This window comes from Hippea sp. KM1 (genome assembly GCF_000526195.1).
GTDB lineage: Bacteria > Campylobacterota_A > Desulfurellia > Desulfurellales > Hippeaceae > Hippea.
The window spans coordinates 1689754-1713751 of the sequence record NZ_JAFP01000001.1 but is presented as its reverse complement, the minus strand read 5'-3'; the positions used below and the strand labels follow the sequence as shown (position 1 = coordinate 1713751).

The following is a 23998-nucleotide window of genomic DNA, read 5'->3' as shown; positions in this document are numbered from 1 at the left end:
TATATATAAAAATAGCAAAAAATCAACAGTTTTAGTCATCCGTTTGCTTTTTAAGGTCTTATTTATATAATGAACTCAAGCAGGAGGTGTTTTATGGATATACAAACGCAGAAGGAGAGATGGCTGCTTTTTTCGATAGTTCTAAATACATTAATGGCTATAGCCAAGTTGGGTTTTGGTCTGGGCTTTGGCATTGCCGTTATAGTGGCCGATGGTATACATAGCATATCTGATGTGGTTAGCTCTCTGCTTCTGTTTTTATCTATTAAATTTGCAGGCAAAAAATCAAAAAGATTCCCATACGGCATGCACAAGCTTGAGGATTTTGCCGCCTTTATTGCGGGTGTTTTGATTGTTTATGCTGCTTATCGCATAGTTAAAGGGGTGTTGCTTTCAGAGGAAGGCGTTGTAATTGCACATACATGGTTGGCGGTTGGTTTTATGTTTTTGGTTCTGCTTGCTCAGTCTGTCTTTATATTCTTTGAGTGGAGGGCGGCAAAGAAGTTGAGTTCCTCGGGTATGAAGGCCGACCTTTTGGATTGGATCTTGGATGGCGGCATGAGCGTTGTTGCTATTATAGGTATTATTTTGACCCATTTTGGCATTCCCCATGCCCAAAAAGTGGCTGTGGCCGTAATAGCGTTAGGTGTTTTTCATGAGGCTTTCGAGATATTAAAGGATTCTGTGCTTACCTTGCTGGATGCCTCGGTTGATCCTTCTATAATTGAGAGGGCCAAAAAGGTTATAGAGGGTTATCCAGAGGTGGAGAGTGTCGATATGCTGTTTATAAGAAAGGCCGGGAGTATATTCATAGCCGATATTATCTTAAAAATCCATCAAAGGGATATGGAGAAAGCGCACAAGGTTATAGACAGGATTGAGGAGAGTCTAAAAAATGCCATAGAGAACCTCAAGTTTATAACCATTCACTATGAGCCAGCACAAGAGCAGGTAAAAAAGGTGGCTATTCTTGTTGATTCGAAGGGCGGGGTTGCAAAGAGATTCAGGGATGTTGAGGCTGTTAGGGTTAAAGAGTTTTTCAAAGACGGAGAGCTTATGGGTGTTTATGAATACAGGCTTTTTGATGATGACAAGGAGAGGGGCAGGTTTGTAAGGCTCATAAGCTGGTTGCTTAGAAACGGCATTAACGAGCTGGTGTTTGATGAGGAACATATGCAACCCGAGCGAAGGGATATGTTGAACAGGCTTAATATAAAGGTTGTGCCAGCCTCAAAATCTATTTAGCCATCCAGACCATCCATAGGTTTTTATAAATCCTGCCGTTGTTTTTTGCCATCACGCCTATGCGCTGTTTGGCTTTTGTCAGCTTTGCGTCTGTTTTTATGTACACCATGTTTCCTTCTGTTTTTGCCCTCTGCCAGCCCAACTGGCTCACATAAACCATAAAGCTATTTCTGTCGTATCGGGAGACATTATCCAGTATGGCGCCGAATAGTTTTGAGTTTGTTGTGCTCCCTGCAGGGGGTATGTGTTGTTTTATGGGTAGGTATTTTTCCTTTAGTATCTCCTTAAAATGTTGCATTGTCGACCAATATTTGCCCAATATGGGCTGGCGAGGCATAAGCCACAGCGGTGTTTTTGCACCTATGGCGGTTGCATCTTGTGTTAGTATAGCCTCAAAGCCCAACCTTCTTGCAACATCTATTACCGTTTTGTTGTAATCGCCGTATGGTATGGCGAAGGCATACGGTTTGTATCCAAACTCTTTGATAAAAAAATTAATGCTCTTTTTAATGTCCTCGGCTATCCAGTCTGCGTATCTTGAGTGCGGTATGGTTGAGGGTGGATTGGTAAAACGGGGGTGTGAATGGCTGTGGGATTGAAAATCTATATTGTATTGCATCATCTCTTTGATCTGTTTTATGCTCATGTAATCGGGATAGTGTTTCTCTATAGCCTCGGTGGGCAAGAAAACGGTGGCTGCAAAGTGCAGTTTTTTCAATGTTGGGAATGCGTTTTCATAAACGCTTCTGTATCCGTCATCAAAGGTCAATACAACGCACCTTTGGGATAGTTTTTTGCCTTCCTTTATTAAATATACAAGCTCCCTTAGTGGCATGACGGTGTAGTTGTTCTGCTTTAGGTATTCCATCTGCCTTATGAAGAGCTGTTTTGATACATTGGTTGAGGGTGTTCTGTTGTCGCCTATCTTGTGATAGATAAGTATGACACAGGCTATGGATTGGATGTTCAGCAAAAACACAAACAGCAATGAAAGAGCAAGCCTCTTCATTCCTCTATCTCCTCAACGATCTCCGTTTTTATTTCTTCAATGGTTTTTTGAAAGATCGGAAGGAGCTTCTCCCTTCTGTTGCCGGCTATAATGACATACATGATGTCGTCGCCGATCTTCAATCTTCCCTCGTTGATCCATATTACAACCCCTTCTATGAAATCCATCGATTGGAGCCTGTCTTTTAGCTTGTCCAACTTTTGCCTGTTGAATGTCAGATTCATGCCTTTTACGGGCTTGCCGTCTTTTGATGTGGCCCTGACAACGCCGTTGTGTATGAGTATCATCCCCAAGTTGTCTAATTTTGCGGATTCCTTTAGCTTTTTAAGCTCTTCGGATAGATCAAACATCGATATACTCAATCTCCTTTCCCTCAAAATTTCTAAAGCGGTATATGTTGCCCTGCTTTTTTATGATCCTGTTTGGTTCGACCACCACCTTGCCCATCCCTTCAGGCAGATCAAAGGCAAAATTCGGCACGCACAGGCCACTTATACTTCCCCTTAAGCGCTCCATTATCGATAGGGCTTTTTCTATTGGCACCCTGAATCCGTTATTGCCTTTGGCCTGGTCGCATCCAAATAGGTAATAAGGCTTTATGTTTAGTTCTGTAAGCCTACAGAAGAGCTTTTCGAGTATGAATACATCGTCGTTTAAGCCCTTCAATAGCACGGTTTGCGATACAATGGGGAAGCCGTTGTCTATAAATCTCTTTGCGGCCTCTTTGAATTGGTGCGTTATCTCATCGGGGTGGTTTATGTGTATGGCCAGCCATATGGGTTTATAGGCGGTTAGCATCTGTATGGTCTGCTCATCTATACGCATGGGGTATGATGTTAATACCCGTGTCCCTATTCTTATAAACTTTATGTGTTTTATCGCCCTTATTTTTGTTAGTATCTGTTTGAGTCTGTCGTTGCTTAAGAAAAACGGATCGCCCCCCGATATTAACACCTCCCTGATGGATCTGTTTTGCTGGATATAAGAGGCTGCTCGGTCTAAGTCAAAACCGCCGAAGTTCCTCCAGTTGTCTTTTCTGAAGCAAAACCTGCAATAGGCGAAGCATTTGTTTGTAATGGTAAGGACAACCCGATCCGGGTATCGGTGTATGAGTCCTTTGGCCTTGCTGAAGTCCTTTTCGTTGAGGGGGTCGCTGCTGCCGTTTAAGAATAGCTCCCTTTTGGAGAAATAGAACTGCCCCTTTATGCCCTTTTTGTGTATAAGGCCGCATAGATAGTCGTTTAGCTTTGCATCCATAGCAGCGATTAGTATAATTTTAAAAGATGGTAAATGCAACGGTTTTAAAGCTGGATAAGCTCGTATGTGGTTATAAGGGTAAGGCTTTGCTTGAAGCCGAGGCGGAGTTCTTTCTCGGTTTCAACCTTGTAATGGGAAGATCGGGCAGCGGCAAAACCACCCTGCTTAAGACCATAGAATCGATTATACCGCCACTTAGCGGGGCGGTTATCTTTGACGGTGTGGATGTCAGAAGCATTAAGACATGGTCTGGTCGGTGCATACTTCTGCCCCAGAAGGGTTATTACCTTGCCGATTCGGTCTATGAGTCTATCAGAATACCATTTTATCTTAAGGCGCACAGGAAAAAGAAGATGGATGAGGATTTGATGAGACGGCTCCTTGATATGTTTGGCCTCGGTGTTGATGTGTTGAGCAAGAGCAGCTCTGAGTTGTCCGGCGGCGAGATGCAGAGGGTTGCAATAATCAGGAATCTATTGCTTAAGCCGTATGTTGCACTGTTTGATGAGCCAACATCCGCCCTGGATGAGCATACGGCCAGAGCGGTTTTTGAATACTTAGGGGTATTCTGCAGAGATAGGGTCTGCGTGATTGTTTCACATGAAACAATTGCCAGAGATTTTGCAGATAGGCTATATGTGATTGAGGATGGTCGTTTATGGTTGAATCAATAGGCCTTAAGGGGTGTCTGGTATCCTATGGGCTTTTGGTGGTGGTTTTGTTTATATCCCATAGGGAGAGGCTTAAGCTTGAGAAGGATATAGTTGTATCCTTTGTCAGGATGAGCGTTCAGTTGTTTGTCGCTGGATTTGTGCTGATTTACCTTTTTAGGTTGGATAACCTGCTTGTTAATGTTGCCGTCTTTGTGGTTATGGTGGGTTTTGCCACCGATATATCCTTAAGCAGGGCAAAACTTAAGGGTAAGGGTATATGGTTCTATGTGTTCCTTTCCATACTCCTCTCAGCAGGCGTTGTTTTGCTCTTTGTGTTTTTCGGGGTTATAAGGATGCCCTATCTCCATGCGAGGTATTTTATACCGCTTGCCGGTATGATTATCGGTAATTCCATGAATTCAACAGCCATCGGGGCTGAGAGGTTCTTCTCCAAACTGGAAGACAATAAAGACGCCGTCTTTGATCTGTTGGGCATTGGTGCAACGATGGATGAGGCCCTGGCTTTTATCGGGAGGGAGGCCTTAAGGGCTGCCATCCTACCGTCGTTGACATCTGCAAGCGGTATGGGGATTGTGTTTCTCCCCGGCATGATGACCGGTCAGATATTGTCGGGTGTGAACCCTCAGGAGGCTGTTTTTTATCAAATAATGATAGTTGTCTCCATCTCAACAGTGGTTTGTTTATCCAACTATTTAATGATCAGAACAATATCCAAAAGAATCAATTTTATTTGACAGATTTTGCCTTTTAAAATATAAACTATATTTAGGAATATAGAAGAGGAGGTTAGTTGATGTCAAACAGTAAATTAAGGGAAGAGGCGCTTAGGTATCATTTAGGTGACAGGCCTGGAAAGATAGAGGTAAAACCGACAAAACCCCTAAAAACCCAGAAGGATCTATCCTTAGCTTATACGCCCGGGGTTGCGGAGGTCTCCCTGGTATTGGCAGAGGACCCCAAAGCTGCATATAAATACACGGCAAAGGGCAATTTGGTTGCCGTTATATCCAATGGAACGGCCGTTTTGGGCTTGGGCAATATAGGTGCTTTGGCATCAAAACCCGTTATGGAGGGTAAGGGCAATCTGTTTAAGACCTTTGCCGACATAGATGTTTTTGACATTGAGATAAACGAGACAGATCCGGATAAGTTGATCGATATAATTGCGGCATTAGAGCCCACATTCGGAGGCATAAATTTGGAGGATATAAAGGCGCCCGAGTGTTTCTATATCGAGGAGAAGCTTAAGGAGAGGATGAAGATTCCCGTATTCCACGATGACCAGCACGGAACGGCGGTTATAAGCGGCGCTGCCCTGCTCAATGCATTGGAGATAGCGGGCAAGGATATATCGAAGTGCAAATTGGTGGTAAACGGCGCCGGTGCTGCAGGTATCGCTTGTGCCAAGCTGTATATGACGCTGGGTATCAAGAAGGAAAACATAATAATGTTAGACTCCAGGGGTGTTATATACAAGGGCAGAAAAGACGGCATGAATAAGTATAAGGAGTTCTTTGCCTCAGATACCGATGCAAGAACGCTTGAGGAGGCCTTAGAGGGCGCCGACATCTTTGTTGGGGTTTCCAAGGCCAATATCTTGAGTGAGGAGATGGTCAAGAAGATGAACGATTCACCCATCATATTCGCTATGGCCAACCCCGACCCAGAGATTACATACGATAAGGCAAAGAGAGCCAACCCCAATGTGATCATGGGCACAGGAAGGAGCGATTATCCGAATCAAATAAACAATGTTTTGGCCTTCCCGTTCTTGTTCAGGGGAGCCTTAGATACGCTTGCAACGCAGATCAACGATGAAATGATGATGGCTGCAGCCAAGGCATTGGCTCAGCTGGCCAAGGAGGATGTCCCAGAGAGCGTCTTGAAGGCTTACGGTGTTGAGAATCTGAAATTCGGAAGGGAGTACATCCTGCCCAAGCCGTTTGACCCAAGGGCGCTGTTCTATGTTGCCCCTGCGGTTGCGGAGGCCGCTATAAAATCCGGCGTTGCCCAGATAGATGAGAGCGAGTTTGACCTTGAGGAGTATAAGGAGCAGCTAAGGGAAAGGTTGGATAAGACAAAATCTGTCACAAGATACATATACAACAAGGCAAAATCCGATCCCAAGAGGGTTGTCTTTACAGAGACGACAGATGCCAACATCCTGCGTGCGGTGGAAAGCAGCATAGAGGAGGGCACCGTAAAGCCCATATTCATAGGCGCAAGGAGCTTTACAAAGGAGGATGTGGCAAAGAGGATAAAGGAGCTTGGTTTGAAGGAAAGCATGCTGGAGAAGATCGAATTTATAGATCCGCTTTACTATGAAAAGACCCAGCAGTATGCCGATATGCTCTATGAGGAGCGCAAGAGGAAGGGTATGACAAAGAAAGAGGCGGCCTATATCATGGAGCACAGGCCCAACTATTTTGCCGCCATGATGGTAAAGAGCGGTGATGCCGATTCTATGATAATAGGCGAGACATACAACTATCCTGCTGGTATAAGGCCTGTGTTGACCGTTTTGGATAAGGAACCGGATAGTGTTGTTGCAGGTCTTTATGTGATGATAATAAAGAACAAGATCTATGTCTTTGCCGATACAACCATCAATATAAATCCGACCAGCGAGGATCTTGTGGTTATAGCCAAAGAGGCTGCCTGCTTCTATGAGGATCTAACCGACGATAAGGCTGTGGTTGCCATGCTCTCCTTCTCAAACTTCGGGAGCAACAACCAGGAAGAGGCAAGCAAGGTTAGAAGGGCCGTTGAGATGCTAAAGCAGAGGCATCCTGAGATAATAGTTGACGGTGAGATACAGGCCAATGTGGCCGTGGATAAGGACTTGATAAACCAATTCTATCCGTTTAGTGAGCTTGCCGGCAAGAATGTGAATGTTTTGGTGTTCCCCAACCTGGATGCTGCAAACATAGCGTATAAGTTGCTCTATAAGATGGGCGATGCCTATCCAATAGGTCCTATACTGGTTGGACTGAAGCAGTCTGCCCATGTGCTTGAAATGGGCTCCACTTCGTCTATGATTCAAGACATGATAGCTATTGCATCGTTTGACGCTCAAAGAAAGGGCTGTAAATAATTTTTTTTTAGGAGGTGTTTTTATGAAGAGGGGTTTGCTTACCTGGTTGGTGGCCTTTGTGGCTGTGTTGGCTTTTAGTGTTGCAGCTTTGGCTAAACCTATCGTGATCAAGTTTAGCCATGTTGTCGCTGTGGATACGCCCAAGGGTAAGGCTGCTAACTATTTTGCCAAAATTGTCAAGGAAAGGACGCACGGTCAGGTTATCGTAAAGGTCTATCCAAATGCCATGCTCTATGGCGACAGAGCTGCTATAGAGGCAGTTCAGATGGGAACTATTCAGATGGCTTGTCCTGCAACAGCTAAATTTACCGGTTGGTTGCCAGAGATTCAGTTGTTTGACCTTCCGTTTTTGTTCAAGAACTCCGAGCATCTGCATAAGGTTATGGACGGACCTGTTGGAAAGAAGATCTTGGGTCTGTTCAGGAGAAAGGGACTTTTGGGTTTGGCCTTCTGGGACAACGGATTTAAGGTGCTTTCCAACAACAAGCATCCGATTGTTCTTCCAAAGGACTGCAAGGGCTTAAAATTCAGGATTATGTCTTCAAGGGTTTTAGAGGCACAGTTTAAGGCTTTGGGTGCAAGCCCACAGGTTTTGCCGTTCTCTGAGGTTTATTCTGCTTTGGAGCAGGGTGTTGTTGATGGTTGTGAGAACCCATGGAGCAATCTTTACACAAAGAAATTCTATGAGGTTGCACCCTATACCACAGAGACCTATCACGGTTATCTGGGCTATGTTCTCATTACAAACGCTAAATTCTGGGATAGTTTGTCTCCTAAACTGAGAAAGATTTTAGAGGGCTGCGTAAGAGATGCCACAGCTTATGAGAGGAAGTTAGCCGAGGAATTGACGAAGAAGCAGAGGGAGCTTGTTTTGAAGGATCCAAAGGTAAAGGATGTTGTTCTTACACCGGAGCAGAGAGAAGTTTGGAGAAAGACGCTTGTTAAGATCTATCCCAAGTTTTACAAAACCATTGGAAAGGACTTAATTGAGGAAGCTATAAAAGAAGGAAAGAGCTTCTAAAATCAAAAAAGAGGGCAATTCATCCTTGCCCTCTTTTTTAAAGGTGGAAGGTAAGAATATGATGGAGACAATAAAAAAAATAGATCAAGTGTTAGGGGCAGTAGATAAAACGTTAATGGTAATACTTGCCTCATCTGCGACAATGCTGGCTTTCATTAATGTTATAGCCAGATATGTGTTCAGCTCAAGTTTAGTTTGGGCAGGAGAGCTTACAACTTACTTGTTTATATGGATGACTTTGTTTGGTGCAAGTTATGGTTTTGAAATAGGTATGCATATGTCTTTTGATGCATTGGTCAAAGCATTACCTCCTAAATTGTGTAAGTTTGTTACCCTGATAAGCACTTTGATTGTTTTTGGATTTTTGATTATGTTGACAGTATTAGGGATTGATTTAGTTAAATTTGACTATATGACAAAACAGGTTTCAATAGATCTACAAATACCTTTTTGGATTATATATTTAGTTGTACCGATAACTATGGCCACGGCGTCATGGAGGGTTTTTGTAAGGCTAATAGAAATACTCCAAACACCGGGTGAGAAACTTAAGCAAAGGGTTGGTTCTGAGCTTGAGAAAGCTGAGGAGGAGGGATTAATAGAATGACGATTTTAATAATAGCTGCCCTGTTGTTTTTATTTATAGCCATAGATATTCCTATAGCCGTGGCGTTAGGTGTAACTGCCACCTTCGGCATATATTTTATTGCAGGTTTGCCTCTTATTGCTATTGCTCAAAAACTATTCACTGCTTTGGATAAATTTGCCCTGATGGCTATACCGTTCTTTGTTTTAGCTGGAGCATTTTTATCTGAAGGAGGAACAGCAAAAAGAATAATTAAATTTGCTCATACAATGGTAGGTCATTTGCCTGGCGGTTTAACTATGACATCAATTTTAGCATGCGCCATTTTTGCGGCTGTTAGCGGCTCTGGACCTGCTACAGTTGCTGCCATAGGCTCGATAATGATTCCAGCAATTAGAGAGGCTGGCTATTCTGATACTTTTGCAATAGGTTCTATTACGACTGCAGGTTCTTTGGGTATTCTTATACCTCCATCTATTGTTTTGATAGTTTATGGTGTTACAGTAGATCAATCGATAGGGGATCTATTTTTAGCAGGTGTGGTTCCTGGTATAGTTATCACCGGTATGTTAATGATTCTTACTTATGTTATGGCAAGGAGGGCGGGTTTTAAAAAGGATAAACCAGCCCCTGCTAAAGAGAAACTCAAGGCTTTTGCTGGGAGTTTCTGGGCGTTAATGCTTATAGTGATAATTATAGGCGGAATATATTCTGGCATTTTTACTCCCACAGAGGCAGCAGCTGTTTCTGCTGTTTATGCTTTCTTTGTGGCAAAGTTTATCTATAGGGATTTGACTTGGAGGGAAGTTCCTCAGGTTATATTGAAAGCATCAGCTACAAGCGCGATGATACTATTTATTATAGCAAATGCCATGCTTTTTGCTTATTTCCTAACGATAGAACAGATACCTCAGCAGCTTTCTGAAATGATCATTCAGGCGCATGTTAGTAAGATAATGTTTTTGGCTGGTGTTAATGTTCTTTTGATAATATTTGGTGCATTCATGGAGCCTTCAAGTATAGTTATGGTTACTGCACCACTATTTTTCCCTGTTGCTATGCACTTAGGAATTAACCCTATACAGCTCGGTATTATCTATACAATAAATATGGGTTTAGGAGAGATAACGCCACCTGTTGGTTTGAATTTGTTTGTTGCAATGGGTATAACAGGCAAGAGTATAGAGTATATAACAAAAACAAGTATACCGTGGTTTATTATTTATTTGATAGGATTATTGCTCGCCACTTATATACCACAGTTGTCTTTGATAATATTCAAGATACTCTAAGGGTTGTATATAACCCCGTTGATCCTTTTGTAATAGTCTAAAACCCTGGCGGCCTCATCCTTCAAAAGGCCGCCCTCTATTTCTATTCCTTTCTTTTTCAGATAATCCCAAGATGCTTCAAATACAGGCCCTTCATCGAAGCCTATCGACCTTGCTTTGATAGAATCTGCTGCCCAAACAACCCGTTTGATGCCGCTCCATAGGATTGCACCCAGACACATGGCACACGGTTCAGACGATGAGAATAACTCAAAGTGTCCTCCTTTGGATAGGCTGTATGTGTTTAGCTTCCTTTGGGCTATCGTTATGGCCACAACCTCTGCATGGAGTATGGATAGGCCCTCCTTGACGACCAAGTTCACCCCGCAGGAGATGAGCTTGCCATCTTTTGAGAATACGGCAGCACCAAACGGACCGCCACCGTTGTCTATGCTTAACCTTGCCAGCTCTATGGCAAATAGCATTTTTTCTTCGTCTCTTTTAAAATCCTTATGTTCGCACCTTTTGCTTAACCAATCGGGGATGTTAATTGTAATGCTTTTCATAATTCTCCTTTACATACTCGATCGCTTTTAGCTTGTCTTTTATGTTGCCCAATAGTTGTTGTTCAAAGACATCGTTTATTATCTTGCCTATGAGTTTGGAGGGTTTGAAACCCATCTTGAGCAGGTCTGAACCCCTTATCAGAGGCTTTCTGTGCATCAGGTCTTCTAAATACCGTATGAGCTTATCCTTATTCTTGGTTAGCGGATAGAGAGCAAGCACCCCTTCTAAGGGCATTTGTGAGAGGGCCTTGTAAACATCCAGATCGCTGGCGTTCGGGTTGGCCAATACGCCGTTTGCTGTGGGTATCTTTGAGACTATGTCGTTTATGAGTTTCTGTGTCTGTTCATCGGCCCCTATTGATTTGGAAAAGCTGGCTGAGCGCCTGAATAGATACTCCAAAGCCACCAGAAACACCCTCTCCCTTTTAATGGTTTTGTTCTTGCAGAATAATGAGCAGCTCTTTATTATCTCCTCCGTTTCGTCTAAATAGCTTAGGATTCTATCGTCTATAATGAGTTTGGTGTTTAGTGTTCTTATGAGTCTGTAATCCTTTAGCATCTCAAAGCTCTTTCTCACATTATCGTTGTTTAGTATGTGAACGATCTCGTTGAATATGCGGATCCTTTCCACCTTGTTTACTATCCCTAAATCGACGGCCACCTTTATAAGTCTATCTGTTTGTTGACCTATGTCAAAACCGAGCCTTGCAGCAAATCTGACGGCCCTATACATCCTGGTTGGATCGTCCACAAAGCTCAACATATGCAGCACACGAATCTTTTTGTTCTTTATGTCGTTGAGCCCCCCAAAGAAGTCCAGCAGATCACCAAACTCATCGTGAAGCTTCATAGCCAGGGCGTTTATGGTAAAGTCCCTTCTGTATAGATCCAGCTTTATTGAACTTTTTTCAACAACAGGCAGAGCCCCCGGCAGATCGTAATACTCCTCCCTTGCTGTGGCTATATCTATGCGTATATCATCCCGGGTAATTATTGTGGCTGTTTTGAATCGCTCATGTGTTGCCACCTTGCAGCCGTTGAGCCTTGCGAAGTTTTTGGCAAAGGCGATGCCGTCGCCCTCGATGACTATGTCTATATCCAGATTATCATAACCCAATATTATGTCCCTTATTATACCGCCGACAAGATAGGCGTTGTATCCCATATCCTTTGCCAGCTTTCCTATTTTCTTTAGGTGGTTGAGTGCGTTTTGCGGTAAGGCCTCCTTTACCTTTGAGCTTATATTCTTAAGTTTCAACGGTTTTTCCCTGTTGATCGTTTCACTTAGTATCTTAAGGAGGTTGGTGCGGGTTATTACACCGACCAGCCTGCCCTCTTTTAGAATGGGTATGAGCCTCTGCTTTTCGTCCAATACTATCCTTTTTATGTTGTTGAAGCTTTCGTTTATATCTATGGTTTTTATCTCTGTGTTCATAAAGAGCGATACGCTTTTTTTGCTCATGTTGTGGAAAACAGCCTTATTTACCACCTGTCTTGTTATTATGCCCATTACATCGTCGGTCTCTTTGCACACCACGACCAGGGCGTTCATGCCGCTTTTGGATAGAAGCTCGTTTACCTTTTCTATTGTGTCTGTTGCATAGACGAACTTCGGTGGTGAACTCATGATGTCCTTGGCCTTGATCTGCCCCAGCAACTCCTCTTTTATAAGTTGACTGAGCCTTTCGACTATCTCAATGAGTGTTGCATCCTTAACCGTTGCGCTTGCAGCCTGCGGATGTCCACCGCCGCCGATCTCCTTTAGAATCTTTGATACATCAATGGACCCATCGTTGGATCTGCCTATGACATAGAGCCTTGAACCCATCCTGAACACGCCTATGGCCGCATTGAGCCTATCCATGGCAATGAGTTTGGAAACCAGATTGGCCACATTTGCCACATACTCGTCTAAGGATGAGAATGATAGACCTATCCTTTTATTTGTGATCTCATAGATGCGTTTGTTTTTTATCAGTTCATTCAGGATTATTACATCCGTTTCTGTTAAGGCCTCTTCCAACACCTCTTTTACGGTCTCTAAATCTGCGCCGGCCTCCAAAAGATATGCAGCCGCCTTTATGTCGTTGGGCGTTGTGGATGAGAAGGTCAGCCTGCCTGTGTCTGCATAGATTCCAAGCATAAATAGTGTCGCCTCTTCTGAGTCTATCTCTATGCCGTTTTCAATTATCCTTTCAACAAGCTGGGTTGTGTTTGCTCCGTATTTTACAAGGTGTGCTTCTTCGCAGTTCAAATCGCCCTCTCCGTGGTGGTCATAGCATATGATTTTGGCTTTTTTTATGAGTGGTCTGTATTTGGCCTCTATCCTTTTGGATGAGTGGGTATCGACTATGATTAAGGTGTCTATATCGTCTAAATCTATGCTTTCTGCCTCCTCCAAGAACGGATAGATCAGCGATTGTAGTATAAACTGGGCGTTGCCCTTGCCGTGGAACTGGGGAAACAGTATAACGGCATCCGGGTATAGCTTTTTGGCCGCAACACAACTCGCTATAGCATCGAAATCGGGGTTTTTATGGGCTGTTATAGCCTTCATTCTTCAATCTTACTAAAAAATCATCCTCTATGCCAGCCTCTTTGAAGCCCTTAGCCCTCAAGATGCATGCGTCGCATTCACCGCAGGGTGTGGCATTGCCCGAATAGCAGGAGTATGCATAGGAGTAATCCGCACCGTGCTCTTTGCCAAACAGTATGATCTCTGCTTTATTCATCTTTAGCAGGGGGGTTAATATCTTGAATGTTTTTCCCTGGCTGCCGGCCTTTGTGCCGTAATTTATCGCCTTTTCGAATGTGTTTAAGAAGTCATCTCTGCAGTCTGGATAACCCGAATAGTCCAGCATGTTCCATCCGCCTATGATGTTGTATATCTCGTTTTTTTCTGCCAGTGCGGCCGTGATGGATAGGAAAACGCCGTTTCTAAACGGCACATAGGTTATTGGGATCTCTGAGGAGATCTCATCCTGATTCCTGTTCTTTGGTACCTCTATGGATGGGTCTGTTAGGGCACTTCCGCCAATCTGGGATAGATCGATGGAGAAATAGTGGTTTTTTATGGGTTTGTTTTTTAGTTTCTTTGCCAGCTGGAGCGTCTTTTTTGAGTAATCTATCTCTATGGAGTGTCTCTGAGCGTAATAGAATGTGATTGTGTGAACCTCATCAAACTCATCCAGCGCCCAGAATAGGCATGTCGTTGAATCAAGCCCCCCTGAATATATCACTATAGCTCTTTTCATCTAAATCCCCCTTCTTTGGCCATACACTATCTTGTGCAGTTGAGGTATGATGCGGATGTTGTATGGCAGTTTTTTCACATATTCAATGATTTTTCTTGTTTTGTTTATGTAGCTTTCAGTTGTCTCGTCTAACCAGATAGGCTGAAATGTGGCCTCATCAAGGCCCAATTCCTCCAAAAGGGTAATCTCCCTTTCGGGGTTTTCATCCACAACGAACTTAAACTCAACGCTTGCAGCTGTCTCTATTATGCGCTTAAGTGCATCTTTGTTGATGGCAAACACCTTTGGGCTTACGACAATGTGGGAAAACAGCTTTATGCTCTTTTGCGGGAATAGCGTGCCGTTGGTTTCTAAGAAGTATGAGTAATCGCTGTGTTTTTCCATAAAGTAAGCCATGAAATCGTCCCTTAATACGGGTTCACCGCCTGTAAATATTATGTTTTTTGTCGGGAAATCCTTAATGGTTGCGTATATCTTTTCATCGTCCATTGGGTTTTTGCAGTTTAATGCGTATTTTGTGTCGCAAAATGGGCATGTAAGATTGCAGCCGCACAGCCTTATGAATATGGCTTTCTGACCAATTTTTGTTCCTTCCCCCTGAATGGAGTAAAAGATCTCACTGACATCGACAATCATCGGGGCTTATTTTATAGAAAATGGCTTTTTTTACAAGTTTTACCCTATTTTTAGATTGACAATTACTTAATAATCTATTATAGATTTTAAAAAAACAAAGAGGTCTGTTATATGAGACAGTTGAAGGAGTGGTTTTTTTCAAGGAGCATAAAATTTAAGGTGCTGGCATCCTTTCTTGTATCTGTTGTTTTGATAGGTGTTGTGGGCTATAGTTATTACATAGTAAGCAATATAAAATACATCAAAAGGGAGACAGAGATTTACAGGAATAGGCTGGAAGAAAACCAGAAAAACATGGTCAGAAACATAGTAAACATAGCCTTAGACGGCATTGATAAATATTATGAGGCTTACAGGAAGGGTGAGTTGACCGAAGAGCAGGCTATGCGTAAGAGTATAGATTTTGTCAACTCCATTAGATACAACATAGGCAAAAACCTCAATCTTTACGATTATGTGTGGATCAATACGCTTGATGGAATAATGGTTTTGGATCCACCAAAACCCCAGTTAAACGGCAAGAATGTGTGGGATCTTAAGGATAGAAACGGCGTTTATGTTTTTAGAGAGATGGCAAGGGTCATAAAGACCCAGGGCGGTGGTTTTGTGAGCTATTGCTGGCCGAAGCTCGGCTCCAGCTCCAACGGGAAGGAGTGCTATCCCAAGGTGTCCTATGTGGGTTATTTTTACCCCTGGAAGTGGATAGTGGGCAGCGGCTTCTATCTTGATGATGTGGATAAGGCTGTGGATGATTACCTGAAAAGGAAAGAGAAGGATATGTTGATTACAACGCTGAATAGCCTGCTAACGGGCGGTTTTATCTCTATTATCGCAGGCTTTGTCTTTTTCTTTATAGTTTCCTGCATCACAAACAGGCTAAGGGAGGTTGGAGAGCTTTCGAAGAAGCTTGCAGAAGAGGAGATATCCCCTCAGTTGAAACTGCCATATAAGGGCAGTGATGAGCTGGGCGTTCTGGTTAAGAACTTCAACGATTTTATAGATGAGAGCTATAAGCTTATGATGTTTAAGAAGACAATAGAGGAGGATGTGGATGTTAATGCCGTCTATAGAAGGTTGTTTGACCTGTTGAGGGATGATTTTGGCATCAGGCGGTTTAATGTGTATGAGGTGAATAACAGCAAAAGCTCAATGAAACAGGTTGTGGTCTATGGAACGGAGAAGATGGAATGTAAGCAGGATATACTCCTAAGCTGCAATCTGTGCAGGGCCGTAAGAACCGCCAAGGAGGTGGATTCCTTTGTGGAGAAGAATGTGTGCTTGAGCTTTACCTCACATGATAAAAACCATGTTTGTATTCCGCTACTTGTTGGCGGCACGGTGGGCAGTGTTGTGCAGTTGATCTTCGATGAGAAGGAGAAGACAGAGGCCATAGAGAAAAAGATCAAAAGGATAAAGATATTCTTAAAAGAGGCTGCTCCGGTTATAGAGGCAAAGAGGCTGTTGTCCCAGCTTAAGGAATCGACTATGAGGGATCCGTTGACCGGGCTTTACAATAGGAGATTTTTAGATGAGTTTGCAGCCACATTCTCAGCCACGATAAAACGGAGGAATACGCAGGCAGGCATATTGATGTGCGATATAGACTTCTTCAAGCAGGTCAACGATGTTTATGGCCATAATGTTGGCGATGAGGTTTTGAGGGGTGTTGTCAGGGCTATCTCAAAGAGTATAAGGGAATCCGATATAGCTGTTAGATACGGCGGCGAGGAGTTTTTGGTGCTATTGCAGGATGTAAACGATAAAACCGCATTTGAGATAGCAGAAAGAATCAGAAGGGATGTGGAAAAAACCGAGATAACGGTGCAGGGTAATATTATCAGAAAGACCTTGAGCATTGGAATATCCATATTCCCCAAGGATTCAAAGAACCTCTGGCAGTGCATAAAATTTAGCGATGTGGCAATGTATAAGGCCAAAGAGGCCGGCAGAAACAGGGTTGTTAGGTTTGAGCCCGATATGTGGACAGAGGAGAATTACTGAAGATTCTCCTTTGAATCTATGTATATGGTGACCGGCCCATCGTTTAGCAGGTTTACCTCCATGTGGGCTGCAAAGACCCCGGTTTTTGTGGGTATGTTGTGCTTATTCTGCATGAGTTCTGCAAACCGCTGGTATAGCTGTTGCGCCTTTTGGGGTTCTGCTGCATAGAAGTAAGACGGTCTGTTGCCCTTCTTTGTGTCTGCTGCCAGGGTGATTTGGCTGATTATTAAGCAAGAGCCGCCTATATCCTTAACGGATAGGTTGAACTTGCCGTTTTCATCGGAGAATATACGCATGTGGGCTATCTTCTTTGTCAGGTATTCTAAATCCCTATCTGTGTCATCCTCACACACGCACAATAAAACCAAAAGCCCCTCTTCTATGGATGAGACGATTTTGCCATCAACCGATACAGATGCCCTTTTAACCCTTTGAATTACAGCCCTCATTGCATCACCTTAATAGTTTTAGGCTATTTAGCGGTTTTCCTATGTAATCCTCTATAGCCTTCAACAGCTTCTTCTTCAATACCTTTAGCGTATTTGAGTTGGCCTTGGCATGAGCGTTTTCCTCTATCTGTTTTATGAGGTTTATCTGGGATAGATTCAGGCTATTTTCGTTGAAGATACCGTTTTCCTTTAAGAATATGTAAAAGAAGTATATTGCCGCCCTGTCGCTATCTGAGACCTTTAGCCTATCAAGCCCCTTAAGCAGTATGTCAAGCCCGCTGTTGGATCTGTATGTAATCTCCAAAAACAGCATAGCTAAGGATAGTTTTGAAAAGGAGCCTCTTATGGACGGGAATCGGTCGATTATGTTTATGGAGTCTATAATGAGATAGTTTTTTAGCTGGTTTTTGGTTTTGCCCTCGACCTCCATGTATGTTAGCGTGTCGACCTCTGTGTGTATGCCATAGGCTATCAGGTCTATATTGCCGTCTTCCTTTATGGCTTTTATGTATGTCTTGTTTCCCATATTTACACAGTAAGAGCTAATACACTTGAACTTAAACATACTTATTTATATACTTTTTGGGATTTTGGAGCAAAAAATTTTTTGGGGGGTTTATGATAGTCGTTACAGGCGGTGCGGGTTTTATAGGAAGCAATATCGTTAGGGGTTTAAATAGAAGGGGTATAAGCAACATATTGATAGTGGATAATCTGAAAAACTCACAGAAGCATCTCAACCTGAATAGCCTCGATTTTGTGGATTTTGTGGATAAGGAGGAGTTTTTAGACAACCTCGATGGTTTTGGCAAGATAGATGTAATATTCCATCAGGGCGCATGCTCAAATACCTTAGAAACCGACGGAAAATACATGATGAGGAACAATTACGATTACTCAAAGAAACTGCTTGAGTATTCCCTGAAAAGGAGCATTAGGTTTATCTATGCCTCCAGCGCATCTGTGTATGGTTTGGGTAAAAACGGATTCAAGGAGGAGTCAAAAAACGAGTATCCGTTAAATATATACGCATTTTCAAAGTTTATCTTTGATAGGTATGTAAGGAGGGTTGCCTTAAACAAAGGCGTTCAGGTGGTGGGCTTGAGGTATTTTAATGTGTATGGGCCAAATGAAAAGCACAAGGGTAAAATGGCCTCTGTTGTGTTTCATTTCCATAATCAGATATTGGATGATGGAACCGTTAAATTGTTCGAGGGGAGTGAAAACTTCAAGCGGGATTTTGTGTTTGTGGATGATGTGGTTGATGTTAATCTGTTTTTCTATGATAATCCAGGTTTAGGCGGCATCTTTAATGTTGGCACGGGCAGGGCGGAGAGTTTTTTGGAGATTGCCAAAATCATGCAGGGGTTGTATTCCAATGTCAGGATAGAGTTTATTGGGTTTCCTGAAGAGCTTAAGGGTAAGTATCAGGATTTTACAGAGGCGGACTTAAGCAGCTTGAGGGCTGTGGGTTATAAGAAGGAGTTTACATCGCTCAAAGACGGTGTAAATAGGTATGTGGATGTTTTAAAGTCCACAGGCGGGGTGTGGGTTGATTGATGTTCTGAACAGACCGCTTTGCGGCTGGAGTGCCCTTCATTAACCTATAGGTTTTGATACCGTGCTGTTTTTATAGGGGGATGGGGTGAAAAGGAGGATTTTGGCGTTTATTGCGATTTTTTTGGTAATTTTTCTAAATAGTGGTTTTTGTGCCGAAAGGCAGCTTGAGTTTTCGTATTCCCCCAATTGGCTGTATAAATTTAAGGCAAAGGCACTGCTTTCTATTGATAAGAATGGTAAGGCAAGATTGAGCATTATCGATGTTTTCCCTGCTTTCCCTCAAGCTTATATCTGGATGAAGTTTTATCCCAGGATTGATGAGGTGTATTGGTATAATAAGTGCATATATGTGAGTTTTAAGATTAAGTTTCAGGGCAAGGGCAGGGCTGCAGAAATACCATTTGACAGCATGAATGATCCATCGACTTACAAGTGGAAAGGGCCTCAAAAGGGGTTGCATGAAGGTGAGTGGAGCGAGAATTCTGTTGAAGGAAAACCGTATTTCTGCATAAATGAGTTTCCTGAACTTGCAGGTATAAAACAGTTTCAGATTGCCAACCAAGCTCCCAATGCATTCTCATTTCATGCAAATGGAAACATCAAACCTGAAGATATAGGAACATATCAAGACTGGACTTATATAACAGGAGTCAGGGGTAATGTTTATGTTTACAGGATAAAGACCCACAAATGGGTCAAAGTGAAAAAACGCTTAAGGCTCTATGTTGGGGATATAGTTAAGGTATCTTCAGGAAGGGCCAGGGTGTTGATAAAAGGTAGGGTGTCTTTGCGGGTAAGACCCCATACTATGTTTCAAATACCAAAGGTTAAGGAGAATAGAGAGACCATATCGTTTATAAAGCTTACTTACGGTGTGCTTACGGCTCGGCTTAAAAAAGAGAGGGAATGCAATTTTAAGGTCTATATTCCGCAGGCTATAACGGGTGTTAGGGGAACCAGGTTTGAGGTTTCTTATGATAAGAAGAATAAGATAGCTTGTGTTAAAACCTTTGAGCATTCCGTATGGTTTTCTGATATAAAGAAGAGAAAAACCGTTATAGTGAACGAGGGCATGGAAAGCTGTGTTTTTGGAAACGGATTGCCAACGGAGCCCAAACCCATGAAGCCGTTTAATATTAAGGGCAAGTGGAAAACAGACTTTGGTGTTGTTGTGTTTAGGCAAGACGGAGATAGGGTTTTGGGGACATACCCCCACGATAAGGGTAAAATAGAAGGTAAACTCATCGGTAATATACTCATCTGCAAATGGAGGGAGGCACCCACATATAAACCCAAAAGGGATGCTGGAGACTGCAAATTTAGATTTTCCCCAGATGGCAACTCATTTGAAGGCAAATGGCGGTATGGATTTGGTTATGATTCATGGGATGGCAAATGGAACGGGGAGAGGATGCGTTAATGTTAATAATATGCATGGATTCTGTTTTGTTTGACAAAATCGCCGTTTTTTAATATATAATCCTTGGGTCTTGAAAATGGGGCTGTAGCTCAGCTGGGAGAGCGCCACGCTGGCAGCGTGGAGGTCGGGGGTTCGAGCCCCCTCAGCTCCACCATTTTTTATTTTTAGGGGTTTTGATATGAAAGAGTATATAGAGAAGGCTTTTGGTGTGGTGGATAAGATTAAGCAGTTTGATGGTGAGGCCTTTCTGCAGGAGGCAAGATCCAAGATCGATGAAATAAGCTCAAATCCGGGTCAGTTTGCCTTGACTGCTATCCTACAACTAAAGCTGGCCTATGAGATGATAGATTGCTATTTTAAAAAGGAGTGCAAACTTCCCTGGAAGACTCTAATTGCCCTGATAGGCCTGTTTCTATACTTCATAAACCCTGCCGATATTATACCCGATTTCTTGCCCGGTGTGGGTTATTTAGACGATGCAGTGGCTTTGGGCATAGCGCTAAAGTTCCTTCGTGACGACTTGAAGGAGTATGCCCAGAGCAAGGGTCTTAATTTAGAGGAATACGGGCTGGCTTAGCCCGCTATTTCCTTACCCATCCCGTTGCCGTTTGTATATAGGTGCCTGCTGGTGCTGTATCCTGCCACTGTTTTGCAAATATCCTTCTGAGCCTATCCATCTGGGATGGCTGAATATTTAAGACCCTGGCAACCTCTTTATACAACATCTCCCTGTCCCTGTTTTCTGCTGCAACCAATTTTTTAAGCTTGATCTTGTCCTTTAGTGATTTTGGCTGTGTGTATATCTTCAGGTGGCCGTCTAAGGTTTCGCCTAAATAGCCCTTCTGATAATACGGTTTCATGATGGCAAATCTCTGTTTCATGGAGTTTTTGATGGCCTTTATCTTGGCGTTTGTTGTGTTCAATACATCTGCCGCATAGGCTTTGTGGATGAAGAAGAGTTCGAATAACGATGTTGGTTCATTGTTGTTTTTCTTCTGTTTTTCACCCCTTATCTCGTTGACGATCTCCTTTGCCTTCTGTTGGGCTTCCCTGGCGGGAAAATAGATATTTACCGTCACACAGGAATACATAAACAGAAGAAGCACCACCCATAGCAATTTGGGTTTTCTCATCTTTTCACCTCCCTCTTTTCTAAAACCCTTTTTAATCTGCTTAAAAAATCATCCCACGATATATTGTTGTTTGTGTTCATGTTAACCACATTTATGCCGCCTAAAAATCCCCTTCTGATAATATACTCGACATTGCCGTCTTTGTAAAGGCCGTGGATGGTGAATATGTTGTTTTTTAATGAAGCCCTAAAGCCTATGTCGGAGTATGAGAAGCTTTTGAAAAACGGTATGGCTATACTGACATAGCCACCGCCGACCTTGGATATGCTGTTTACCGCCTTTAGGGATATCTTCTTTGTTTGGCCTTTTACACTCTGGGTTTTTACCAATACATCAAACGATAAGGGGTTTTTGAAGTTGACCAGGGCTATGTTGTGCGCATATCCTTCTATAAAACCTGTTATTCGACCGAAGTTTGTTAGGTTTGTCAGTTTTTCTAAGTTTATGTGTGAAAAATCGACATCCATCCGGAGTATGGGCATCTCTTTTAAGGACAAAGAGATGTTTTTTATGGCTATCCTTCCGTCAAAGGCCTCTATGTTTATGTATCCTTTGACCGTTGCTGTGCTGTTTTTTAATGCTATACGGGTTATATGGGTTTTTAAATACCCTATAGATGTTTTTAGCTTGAGGTTTATGCCTTTTGTTATCAGGGTTTTGTTCTTCAGGTTTGCGCATATTTCAATGGGGTTTTTTACGACAGGGTTCTTCGATTCTATATCCGCTTTTAAGCATATTCGGCTGTTCTTTGCCAAAATAGACGAACTGATTTTGATGGTTTTTTTGTATATGTCCGATGTTGCATTCAGCTGCCCTGTCTTTGATAGATCTACTCCAATGATAATCGGCAGAGTGGCCGATAGGTTTTTTACTGTTATGCCCTTGTATGTTAGTTTTCCTATCTGTGTATCTATTTGCATAAATAGACGGTCTTTGTTTTCGAAGAAGCCCTTGATGGACAGCATAGAATCGTTGTCTATCTTTAGGTCATTCAAAGAGCCTATCTCGTATGACTCCTTTAAAATCGATACAATACTGTTTAGGTTTTTAGTGTCGAGATTAAAATCAAACCCCTTTTGTTTCTTTACAACGGTTGCATTTAGAAGGTTTTTTAGGCTTACCTTAAGTATGCTTTTGTCTTTTATATAGGCATCGAGCGGGTAACTGCTTAGATCCAGATAGACATTTTCATCTATTAAGACCTCACCCTCAGGGATGTTTAGGTGTATTGTGTTGTTTTTAAATTCCAACTTGCCTGAAAGGTTTTGGGCTGTGATTGTTGGGTTGTTGATGGAGAGGTTGAAAAAGTTAGCTGCGATTTTGAGTTTTTTTTTACCTCTGCTGTTAGATTCACCGCCTCTGCTTCAAATAGATCGTCTGCCTCTTTTATATCGTTTAGTTTGGCCTTTATCCTGCCCTTCTCATACGATAGTGTGGCCTTAAACGATACGGTGTATCTGTTAAACCCTATTAGCGCTGATGTGTTTAGCTCGTTTAGCTTTATGTAAAACGGCGATATGTTTATATAGATGTTTCTTAGGCGTATGGGCTGATTGATCCTCAGTGTTGCGTTGTCTTTTATTAGCGTGATTTTGTTGGGTTTTATGTAAAGGTCTTCTATATAGATGCCGCTGGATGAGAGTTTAATCGTTCCGCTTAGGTTGTCTATTGATGCATCCAGCAAGAGGCTGGGTGTTTTGTATACGATATTGCCCTTCAGGCTTATGGTGTTATTTATAAGGCTTGCATAGATCGATTTTAGCTTTATTGAATCATAGGTTAGGCTTAGGTTGTCTATGCTGAGGTTTTTTAGCTTAAGCGGTATTAGTTTAAAGGAGCTGCCCTTGCCCGATTTATCCTTCTTTTTTATTTTTATGTTGCAATCTTTGGCTGCTGCTGAGATATAGCCCTTCTTGTCAACCGATAAGGATAGGCTACCTACATAGGCATAAAGCCCCTTCTTGTTTAGTTCTATATCGCTTATCTGGATGTCTGTTGGTGATTTTACCTTGATATTTTCAAAGCTTGAGGTGAAGCTGTATTTCTTTAGTACAAGATTCAGTGCAACATTCAACACAGACGGCTTGTTCTGTATGACTATGTAAAGGACAAGCACTATGATAATGATAATTAAGACGGCATTGGTGCCGATCTTTAACAGTCTCTTCATTGTACTAACTCAATCCTCTTTGAGTCCATCTTTATTATACCCTTCGATGAGAGCCTTTTTAGGGTTCTTGAGAGTGTTTCTGCCGTTAGGCCCAATAGCATTGCTATCTCCTTTTTGGGTATGTCGAGGATTATGTAATTGTTGTCTTTTTTTATGGAATAGAGGTAATTTAAGACCTTCTCCTCTGCCGCCTCGCCGGATAGCTCTTTTATCTTCTCCACGAAGTATTTTATTCGCTGGGCAAATAGGCCAAGCAGTTTCATGGCAAACTCTGGATTTTTCTTGATCCTTTCAAACAGCCGTTGGGTGTTTATGGATAGAAGCAGTGTATCGGTCAAGGCAATGGAGCTTGCCGGGTATCTATTTTTTAGAAACAGGACTATCTCTGCAAAAAACTCCCCCTCCCTTGCGATGCTCAACACTATCTCCTTGCCGTCCTGGTTTGTTTTGAATATCTTAACCAGCCCCTTTATTACAAAGAACATATCCTCGCCTTCTTCATCCTCTAAGAATATCACATCCCCCTTCCTTTTGGCTATAAGCATAGAAACGGCGTTTAGGTCGTTGATGAAGCCATTATCTTCTATCTGCAACCTGTCTAAAAACTTTTTTAAGGCATTTTTTTTATCCATGAGTTGACCTGAGTCAATTA

At 42.5% G+C, this 23998-nt stretch carries 24 protein-coding genes and 1 tRNA gene; 12 read left to right on the top strand and 13 right to left on the bottom strand.

Features of this window, described 5'->3' with window-relative positions; translation table 11 throughout:
• The first annotated feature begins 93 nt into the window (after positions 1-93).
• Positions 94-1245 carry a cation diffusion facilitator family transporter gene (locus tag D891_RS0108820; RefSeq protein ID WP_025270745.1) on the top strand — a complete coding sequence of 384 codons (1152 nt, stop codon included), beginning with the start codon at positions 94-96 and terminating at the stop codon, positions 1243-1245.
• Here the strand turns inward: D891_RS0108820 and D891_RS0108815 are convergent.
• From D891_RS0108815 to D891_RS0108805, 3 genes are read right to left on the bottom strand one after another with little or no spacing between them, the layout of a single operon-like run.
• Positions 1238-2254 (bottom strand): polysaccharide deacetylase family protein, encoded by a 1017-nt coding sequence (locus tag D891_RS0108815; protein WP_025270744.1) that lies wholly within the window; start codon positions 2252-2254, stop codon positions 1238-1240. The genes D891_RS0108820 and D891_RS0108815 overlap by 8 nt on opposite strands.
• Entirely contained in the window at positions 2251-2604 is a 354-nt protein-coding gene (locus tag D891_RS0108810; RefSeq protein WP_025270743.1) for a molybdenum cofactor biosynthesis protein MoaE, read from the bottom strand. Before D891_RS0108810 ends, D891_RS0108815 begins: the two co-directional genes overlap by 4 nt.
• On the bottom strand, positions 2597-3511 hold the full coding sequence (locus D891_RS0108805; protein ID WP_025270742.1) for a KamA family radical SAM protein: 915 nt from the start codon (positions 3509-3511) through the stop codon (positions 2597-2599). The genes D891_RS0108810 and D891_RS0108805 overlap by 8 nt, the downstream gene beginning before the upstream one ends.
• A 26-nt stretch (positions 3512-3537) precedes the next feature.
• On the opposite strand from D891_RS0108805, the gene D891_RS0108800 reads away from it, so the two are divergent.
• The 6 genes from D891_RS0108800 to D891_RS0108775 are packed head-to-tail and all read left to right on the top strand — an operon-like array spanning position 3538 to position 10178.
• Positions 3538-4185 carry an ABC transporter ATP-binding protein gene (locus tag D891_RS0108800; protein ID WP_025270741.1) on the top strand — a complete coding sequence of 216 codons (648 nt, stop codon included), beginning with the start codon at positions 3538-3540 and terminating at the stop codon, positions 4183-4185.
• Positions 4170-4919, top strand: coding sequence for an ABC transporter permease (locus D891_RS0108795; protein ID WP_025270740.1), 750 nt, complete (start codon positions 4170-4172; stop codon positions 4917-4919). The genes D891_RS0108800 and D891_RS0108795 overlap by 16 nt, the downstream gene beginning before the upstream one ends.
• Positions 4920-4978: 59 nt before the next feature.
• Positions 4979-7279 (top strand): NADP-dependent malic enzyme, encoded by a 2301-nt coding sequence (locus D891_RS10060; protein ID WP_025270739.1) that lies wholly within the window; start codon positions 4979-4981, stop codon positions 7277-7279.
• A gap of 22 nt (positions 7280-7301) precedes the next feature.
• Positions 7302-8300 (top strand): TRAP transporter substrate-binding protein, encoded by a 999-nt coding sequence (locus tag D891_RS0108785; RefSeq protein ID WP_025270738.1) that lies wholly within the window; start codon positions 7302-7304, stop codon positions 8298-8300.
• 58 nt (positions 8301-8358) lie between these two features.
• Entirely contained in the window at positions 8359-8907 is a 549-nt protein-coding gene (locus tag D891_RS0108780; RefSeq protein WP_025270737.1) for a TRAP transporter small permease, read from the top strand.
• Complete coding sequence (locus D891_RS0108775) at positions 8904-10178, top strand: TRAP transporter large permease (protein WP_025270736.1); 1275 nt, start codon at positions 8904-8906, stop codon at positions 10176-10178. The genes D891_RS0108780 and D891_RS0108775 overlap by 4 nt, the downstream gene beginning before the upstream one ends.
• Here D891_RS0108775 and D891_RS0108770 read toward each other — a convergent pair.
• From D891_RS0108770 to D891_RS09640, 4 genes are read right to left on the bottom strand one after another with little or no spacing between them, the layout of a single operon-like run.
• A complete protein-coding gene (locus D891_RS0108770; RefSeq protein WP_025270735.1) occupies positions 10175-10723 on the bottom strand; it encodes a nucleoside deaminase in 549 nt (182 codons plus the stop codon). The genes D891_RS0108775 and D891_RS0108770 overlap by 4 nt on opposite strands.
• Positions 10704-13280 (bottom strand): CBS domain-containing protein, encoded by a 2577-nt coding sequence (locus tag D891_RS0108765; protein ID WP_025270734.1) that lies wholly within the window; start codon positions 13278-13280, stop codon positions 10704-10706. Before D891_RS0108765 ends, D891_RS0108770 begins: the two co-directional genes overlap by 20 nt.
• Entirely contained in the window at positions 13258-13977 is a 720-nt protein-coding gene (gene queC / locus D891_RS0108760) for a 7-cyano-7-deazaguanine synthase QueC (protein WP_025270733.1), read from the bottom strand. The genes D891_RS0108765 and queC overlap by 23 nt, the downstream gene beginning before the upstream one ends.
• Entirely contained in the window at positions 13978-14613 is a 636-nt protein-coding gene (locus D891_RS09640; protein ID WP_025270732.1) for a 7-carboxy-7-deazaguanine synthase QueE, read from the bottom strand. It lies immediately after the preceding gene.
• A 111-nt stretch (positions 14614-14724) separates the two neighbouring features.
• On the opposite strand from D891_RS09640, the gene D891_RS09635 reads away from it, so the two are divergent.
• Positions 14725-16614, top strand: coding sequence for a diguanylate cyclase (locus D891_RS09635; protein ID WP_025270731.1), 1890 nt, complete (start codon positions 14725-14727; stop codon positions 16612-16614).
• Here D891_RS09635 and dtd read toward each other — a convergent pair.
• Positions 16608-17063, bottom strand: a complete 456-nt coding sequence (gene dtd, locus D891_RS0108745) for a D-aminoacyl-tRNA deacylase (RefSeq protein ID WP_025270730.1) — start codon at positions 17061-17063, stop codon at positions 16608-16610. The two genes, D891_RS09635 and dtd, sit on opposite strands and share 7 nt — an antisense overlap.
• A 4-nt stretch (positions 17064-17067) precedes the next feature.
• Positions 17068-17628, bottom strand: coding sequence for a hypothetical protein (locus D891_RS0108740; protein ID WP_156919087.1), 561 nt, complete (start codon positions 17626-17628; stop codon positions 17068-17070).
• A 53-nt stretch (positions 17629-17681) separates the two neighbouring features.
• Here D891_RS0108740 and rfaD point away from each other — a divergent pair, with 53 nt between their 5' ends.
• The 4 genes from rfaD (at position 17682) to D891_RS09760 (ending at position 20620) form a co-directional block, all read left to right on the top strand.
• Positions 17682-18623, top strand: coding sequence for an ADP-glyceromanno-heptose 6-epimerase (rfaD, locus tag D891_RS0108735; RefSeq protein ID WP_025270728.1), 942 nt, complete (start codon positions 17682-17684; stop codon positions 18621-18623).
• A gap of 85 nt (positions 18624-18708) precedes the next feature.
• Positions 18709-20043, top strand: coding sequence for a FecR family protein (locus D891_RS0108730; protein WP_025270727.1), 1335 nt, complete (start codon positions 18709-18711; stop codon positions 20041-20043).
• 78 nt (positions 20044-20121) lie between these two features.
• Positions 20122-20197: transfer RNA gene (locus tag D891_RS0108725), tRNA-Ala, on the top strand.
• Between the two features lie 24 nt (positions 20198-20221).
• Positions 20222-20620, top strand: coding sequence for a YkvA family protein (locus D891_RS09760; RefSeq protein WP_025270726.1), 399 nt, complete (start codon positions 20222-20224; stop codon positions 20618-20620).
• Positions 20621-20624: 4 nt separating this feature from the next.
• Here D891_RS09760 and D891_RS0108715 read toward each other — a convergent pair whose 3' ends face one another.
• The 4 genes from D891_RS0108715 to D891_RS0108700 are packed head-to-tail and all read right to left on the bottom strand — an operon-like array spanning position 20625 to position 23978.
• Entirely contained in the window at positions 20625-21176 is a 552-nt protein-coding gene (locus D891_RS0108715) for a DUF1318 domain-containing protein (protein ID WP_025270725.1), read from the bottom strand.
• Positions 21173-22426 carry a hypothetical protein gene (locus D891_RS0108710; RefSeq protein WP_025270724.1) on the bottom strand — a complete coding sequence of 418 codons (1254 nt, stop codon included), beginning with the start codon at positions 22424-22426 and terminating at the stop codon, positions 21173-21175. Before D891_RS0108710 ends, D891_RS0108715 begins: the two co-directional genes overlap by 4 nt.
• Positions 22396-23346, bottom strand: a complete 951-nt coding sequence (locus tag D891_RS0108705) for a hypothetical protein (RefSeq protein ID WP_025270723.1) — start codon at positions 23344-23346, stop codon at positions 22396-22398. The genes D891_RS0108710 and D891_RS0108705 overlap by 31 nt, the downstream gene beginning before the upstream one ends.
• Entirely contained in the window at positions 23343-23978 is a 636-nt protein-coding gene (locus tag D891_RS0108700) for a Crp/Fnr family transcriptional regulator (RefSeq protein WP_025270722.1), read from the bottom strand. Before D891_RS0108700 ends, D891_RS0108705 begins: the two co-directional genes overlap by 4 nt.
• Between the last annotated feature and the right edge of the window lie 20 nt (positions 23979-23998).

Coding starts and splice junctions, on each gene's coding strand:
- D891_RS0108820 (WP_025270745.1), top strand. CDS start 94: ATGGATATACAAACGCAGAAGGAGAGATGGCTGCTTTTTTCGATAGTT.
- D891_RS0108815 (WP_025270744.1), bottom strand. CDS start 2,254: ATGAAGAGGCTTGCTCTTTCATTGCTGTTTGTGTTTTTGCTGAACATC.
- D891_RS0108810 (WP_025270743.1), bottom strand. CDS start 2,604: ATGTTTGATCTATCCGAAGAGCTTAAAAAGCTAAAGGAATCCGCAAAA.
- D891_RS0108805 (WP_025270742.1), bottom strand. CDS start 3,511: ATGGATGCAAAGCTAAACGACTATCTATGCGGCCTTATACACAAAAAG.
- D891_RS0108800 (WP_025270741.1), top strand. CDS start 3,538: ATGGTAAATGCAACGGTTTTAAAGCTGGATAAGCTCGTATGTGGTTAT.
- D891_RS0108795 (WP_025270740.1), top strand. CDS start 4,170: ATGGTTGAATCAATAGGCCTTAAGGGGTGTCTGGTATCCTATGGGCTT.
- D891_RS10060 (WP_025270739.1), top strand. CDS start 4,979: ATGTCAAACAGTAAATTAAGGGAAGAGGCGCTTAGGTATCATTTAGGT.
- D891_RS0108785 (WP_025270738.1), top strand. CDS start 7,302: ATGAAGAGGGGTTTGCTTACCTGGTTGGTGGCCTTTGTGGCTGTGTTG.
- D891_RS0108780 (WP_025270737.1), top strand. CDS start 8,359: ATGATGGAGACAATAAAAAAAATAGATCAAGTGTTAGGGGCAGTAGAT.
- D891_RS0108775 (WP_025270736.1), top strand. CDS start 8,904: ATGACGATTTTAATAATAGCTGCCCTGTTGTTTTTATTTATAGCCATA.
- D891_RS0108770 (WP_025270735.1), bottom strand. CDS start 10,723: ATGAAAAGCATTACAATTAACATCCCCGATTGGTTAAGCAAAAGGTGC.
- D891_RS0108765 (WP_025270734.1), bottom strand. CDS start 13,280: ATGAAGGCTATAACAGCCCATAAAAACCCCGATTTCGATGCTATAGCG.
- queC (WP_025270733.1), bottom strand. CDS start 13,977: ATGAAAAGAGCTATAGTGATATATTCAGGGGGGCTTGATTCAACGACA.
- D891_RS09640 (WP_025270732.1), bottom strand. CDS start 14,613: ATGATTGTCGATGTCAGTGAGATCTTTTACTCCATTCAGGGGGAAGGA.
- D891_RS09635 (WP_025270731.1), top strand. CDS start 14,725: ATGAGACAGTTGAAGGAGTGGTTTTTTTCAAGGAGCATAAAATTTAAG.
- dtd (WP_025270730.1), bottom strand. CDS start 17,063: ATGAGGGCTGTAATTCAAAGGGTTAAAAGGGCATCTGTATCGGTTGAT.
- D891_RS0108740 (WP_156919087.1), bottom strand. CDS start 17,628: ATGTTTAAGTTCAAGTGTATTAGCTCTTACTGTGTAAATATGGGAAAC.
- rfaD (WP_025270728.1), top strand. CDS start 17,682: ATGATAGTCGTTACAGGCGGTGCGGGTTTTATAGGAAGCAATATCGTT.
- D891_RS09760 (WP_025270726.1), top strand. CDS start 20,222: ATGAAAGAGTATATAGAGAAGGCTTTTGGTGTGGTGGATAAGATTAAG.
- D891_RS0108715 (WP_025270725.1), bottom strand. CDS start 21,176: ATGAGAAAACCCAAATTGCTATGGGTGGTGCTTCTTCTGTTTATGTAT.
- D891_RS0108705 (WP_025270723.1), bottom strand. CDS start 23,346: ATGAAGAGACTGTTAAAGATCGGCACCAATGCCGTCTTAATTATCATT.
- D891_RS0108700 (WP_025270722.1), bottom strand. CDS start 23,978: ATGGATAAAAAAAATGCCTTAAAAAAGTTTTTAGACAGGTTGCAGATA.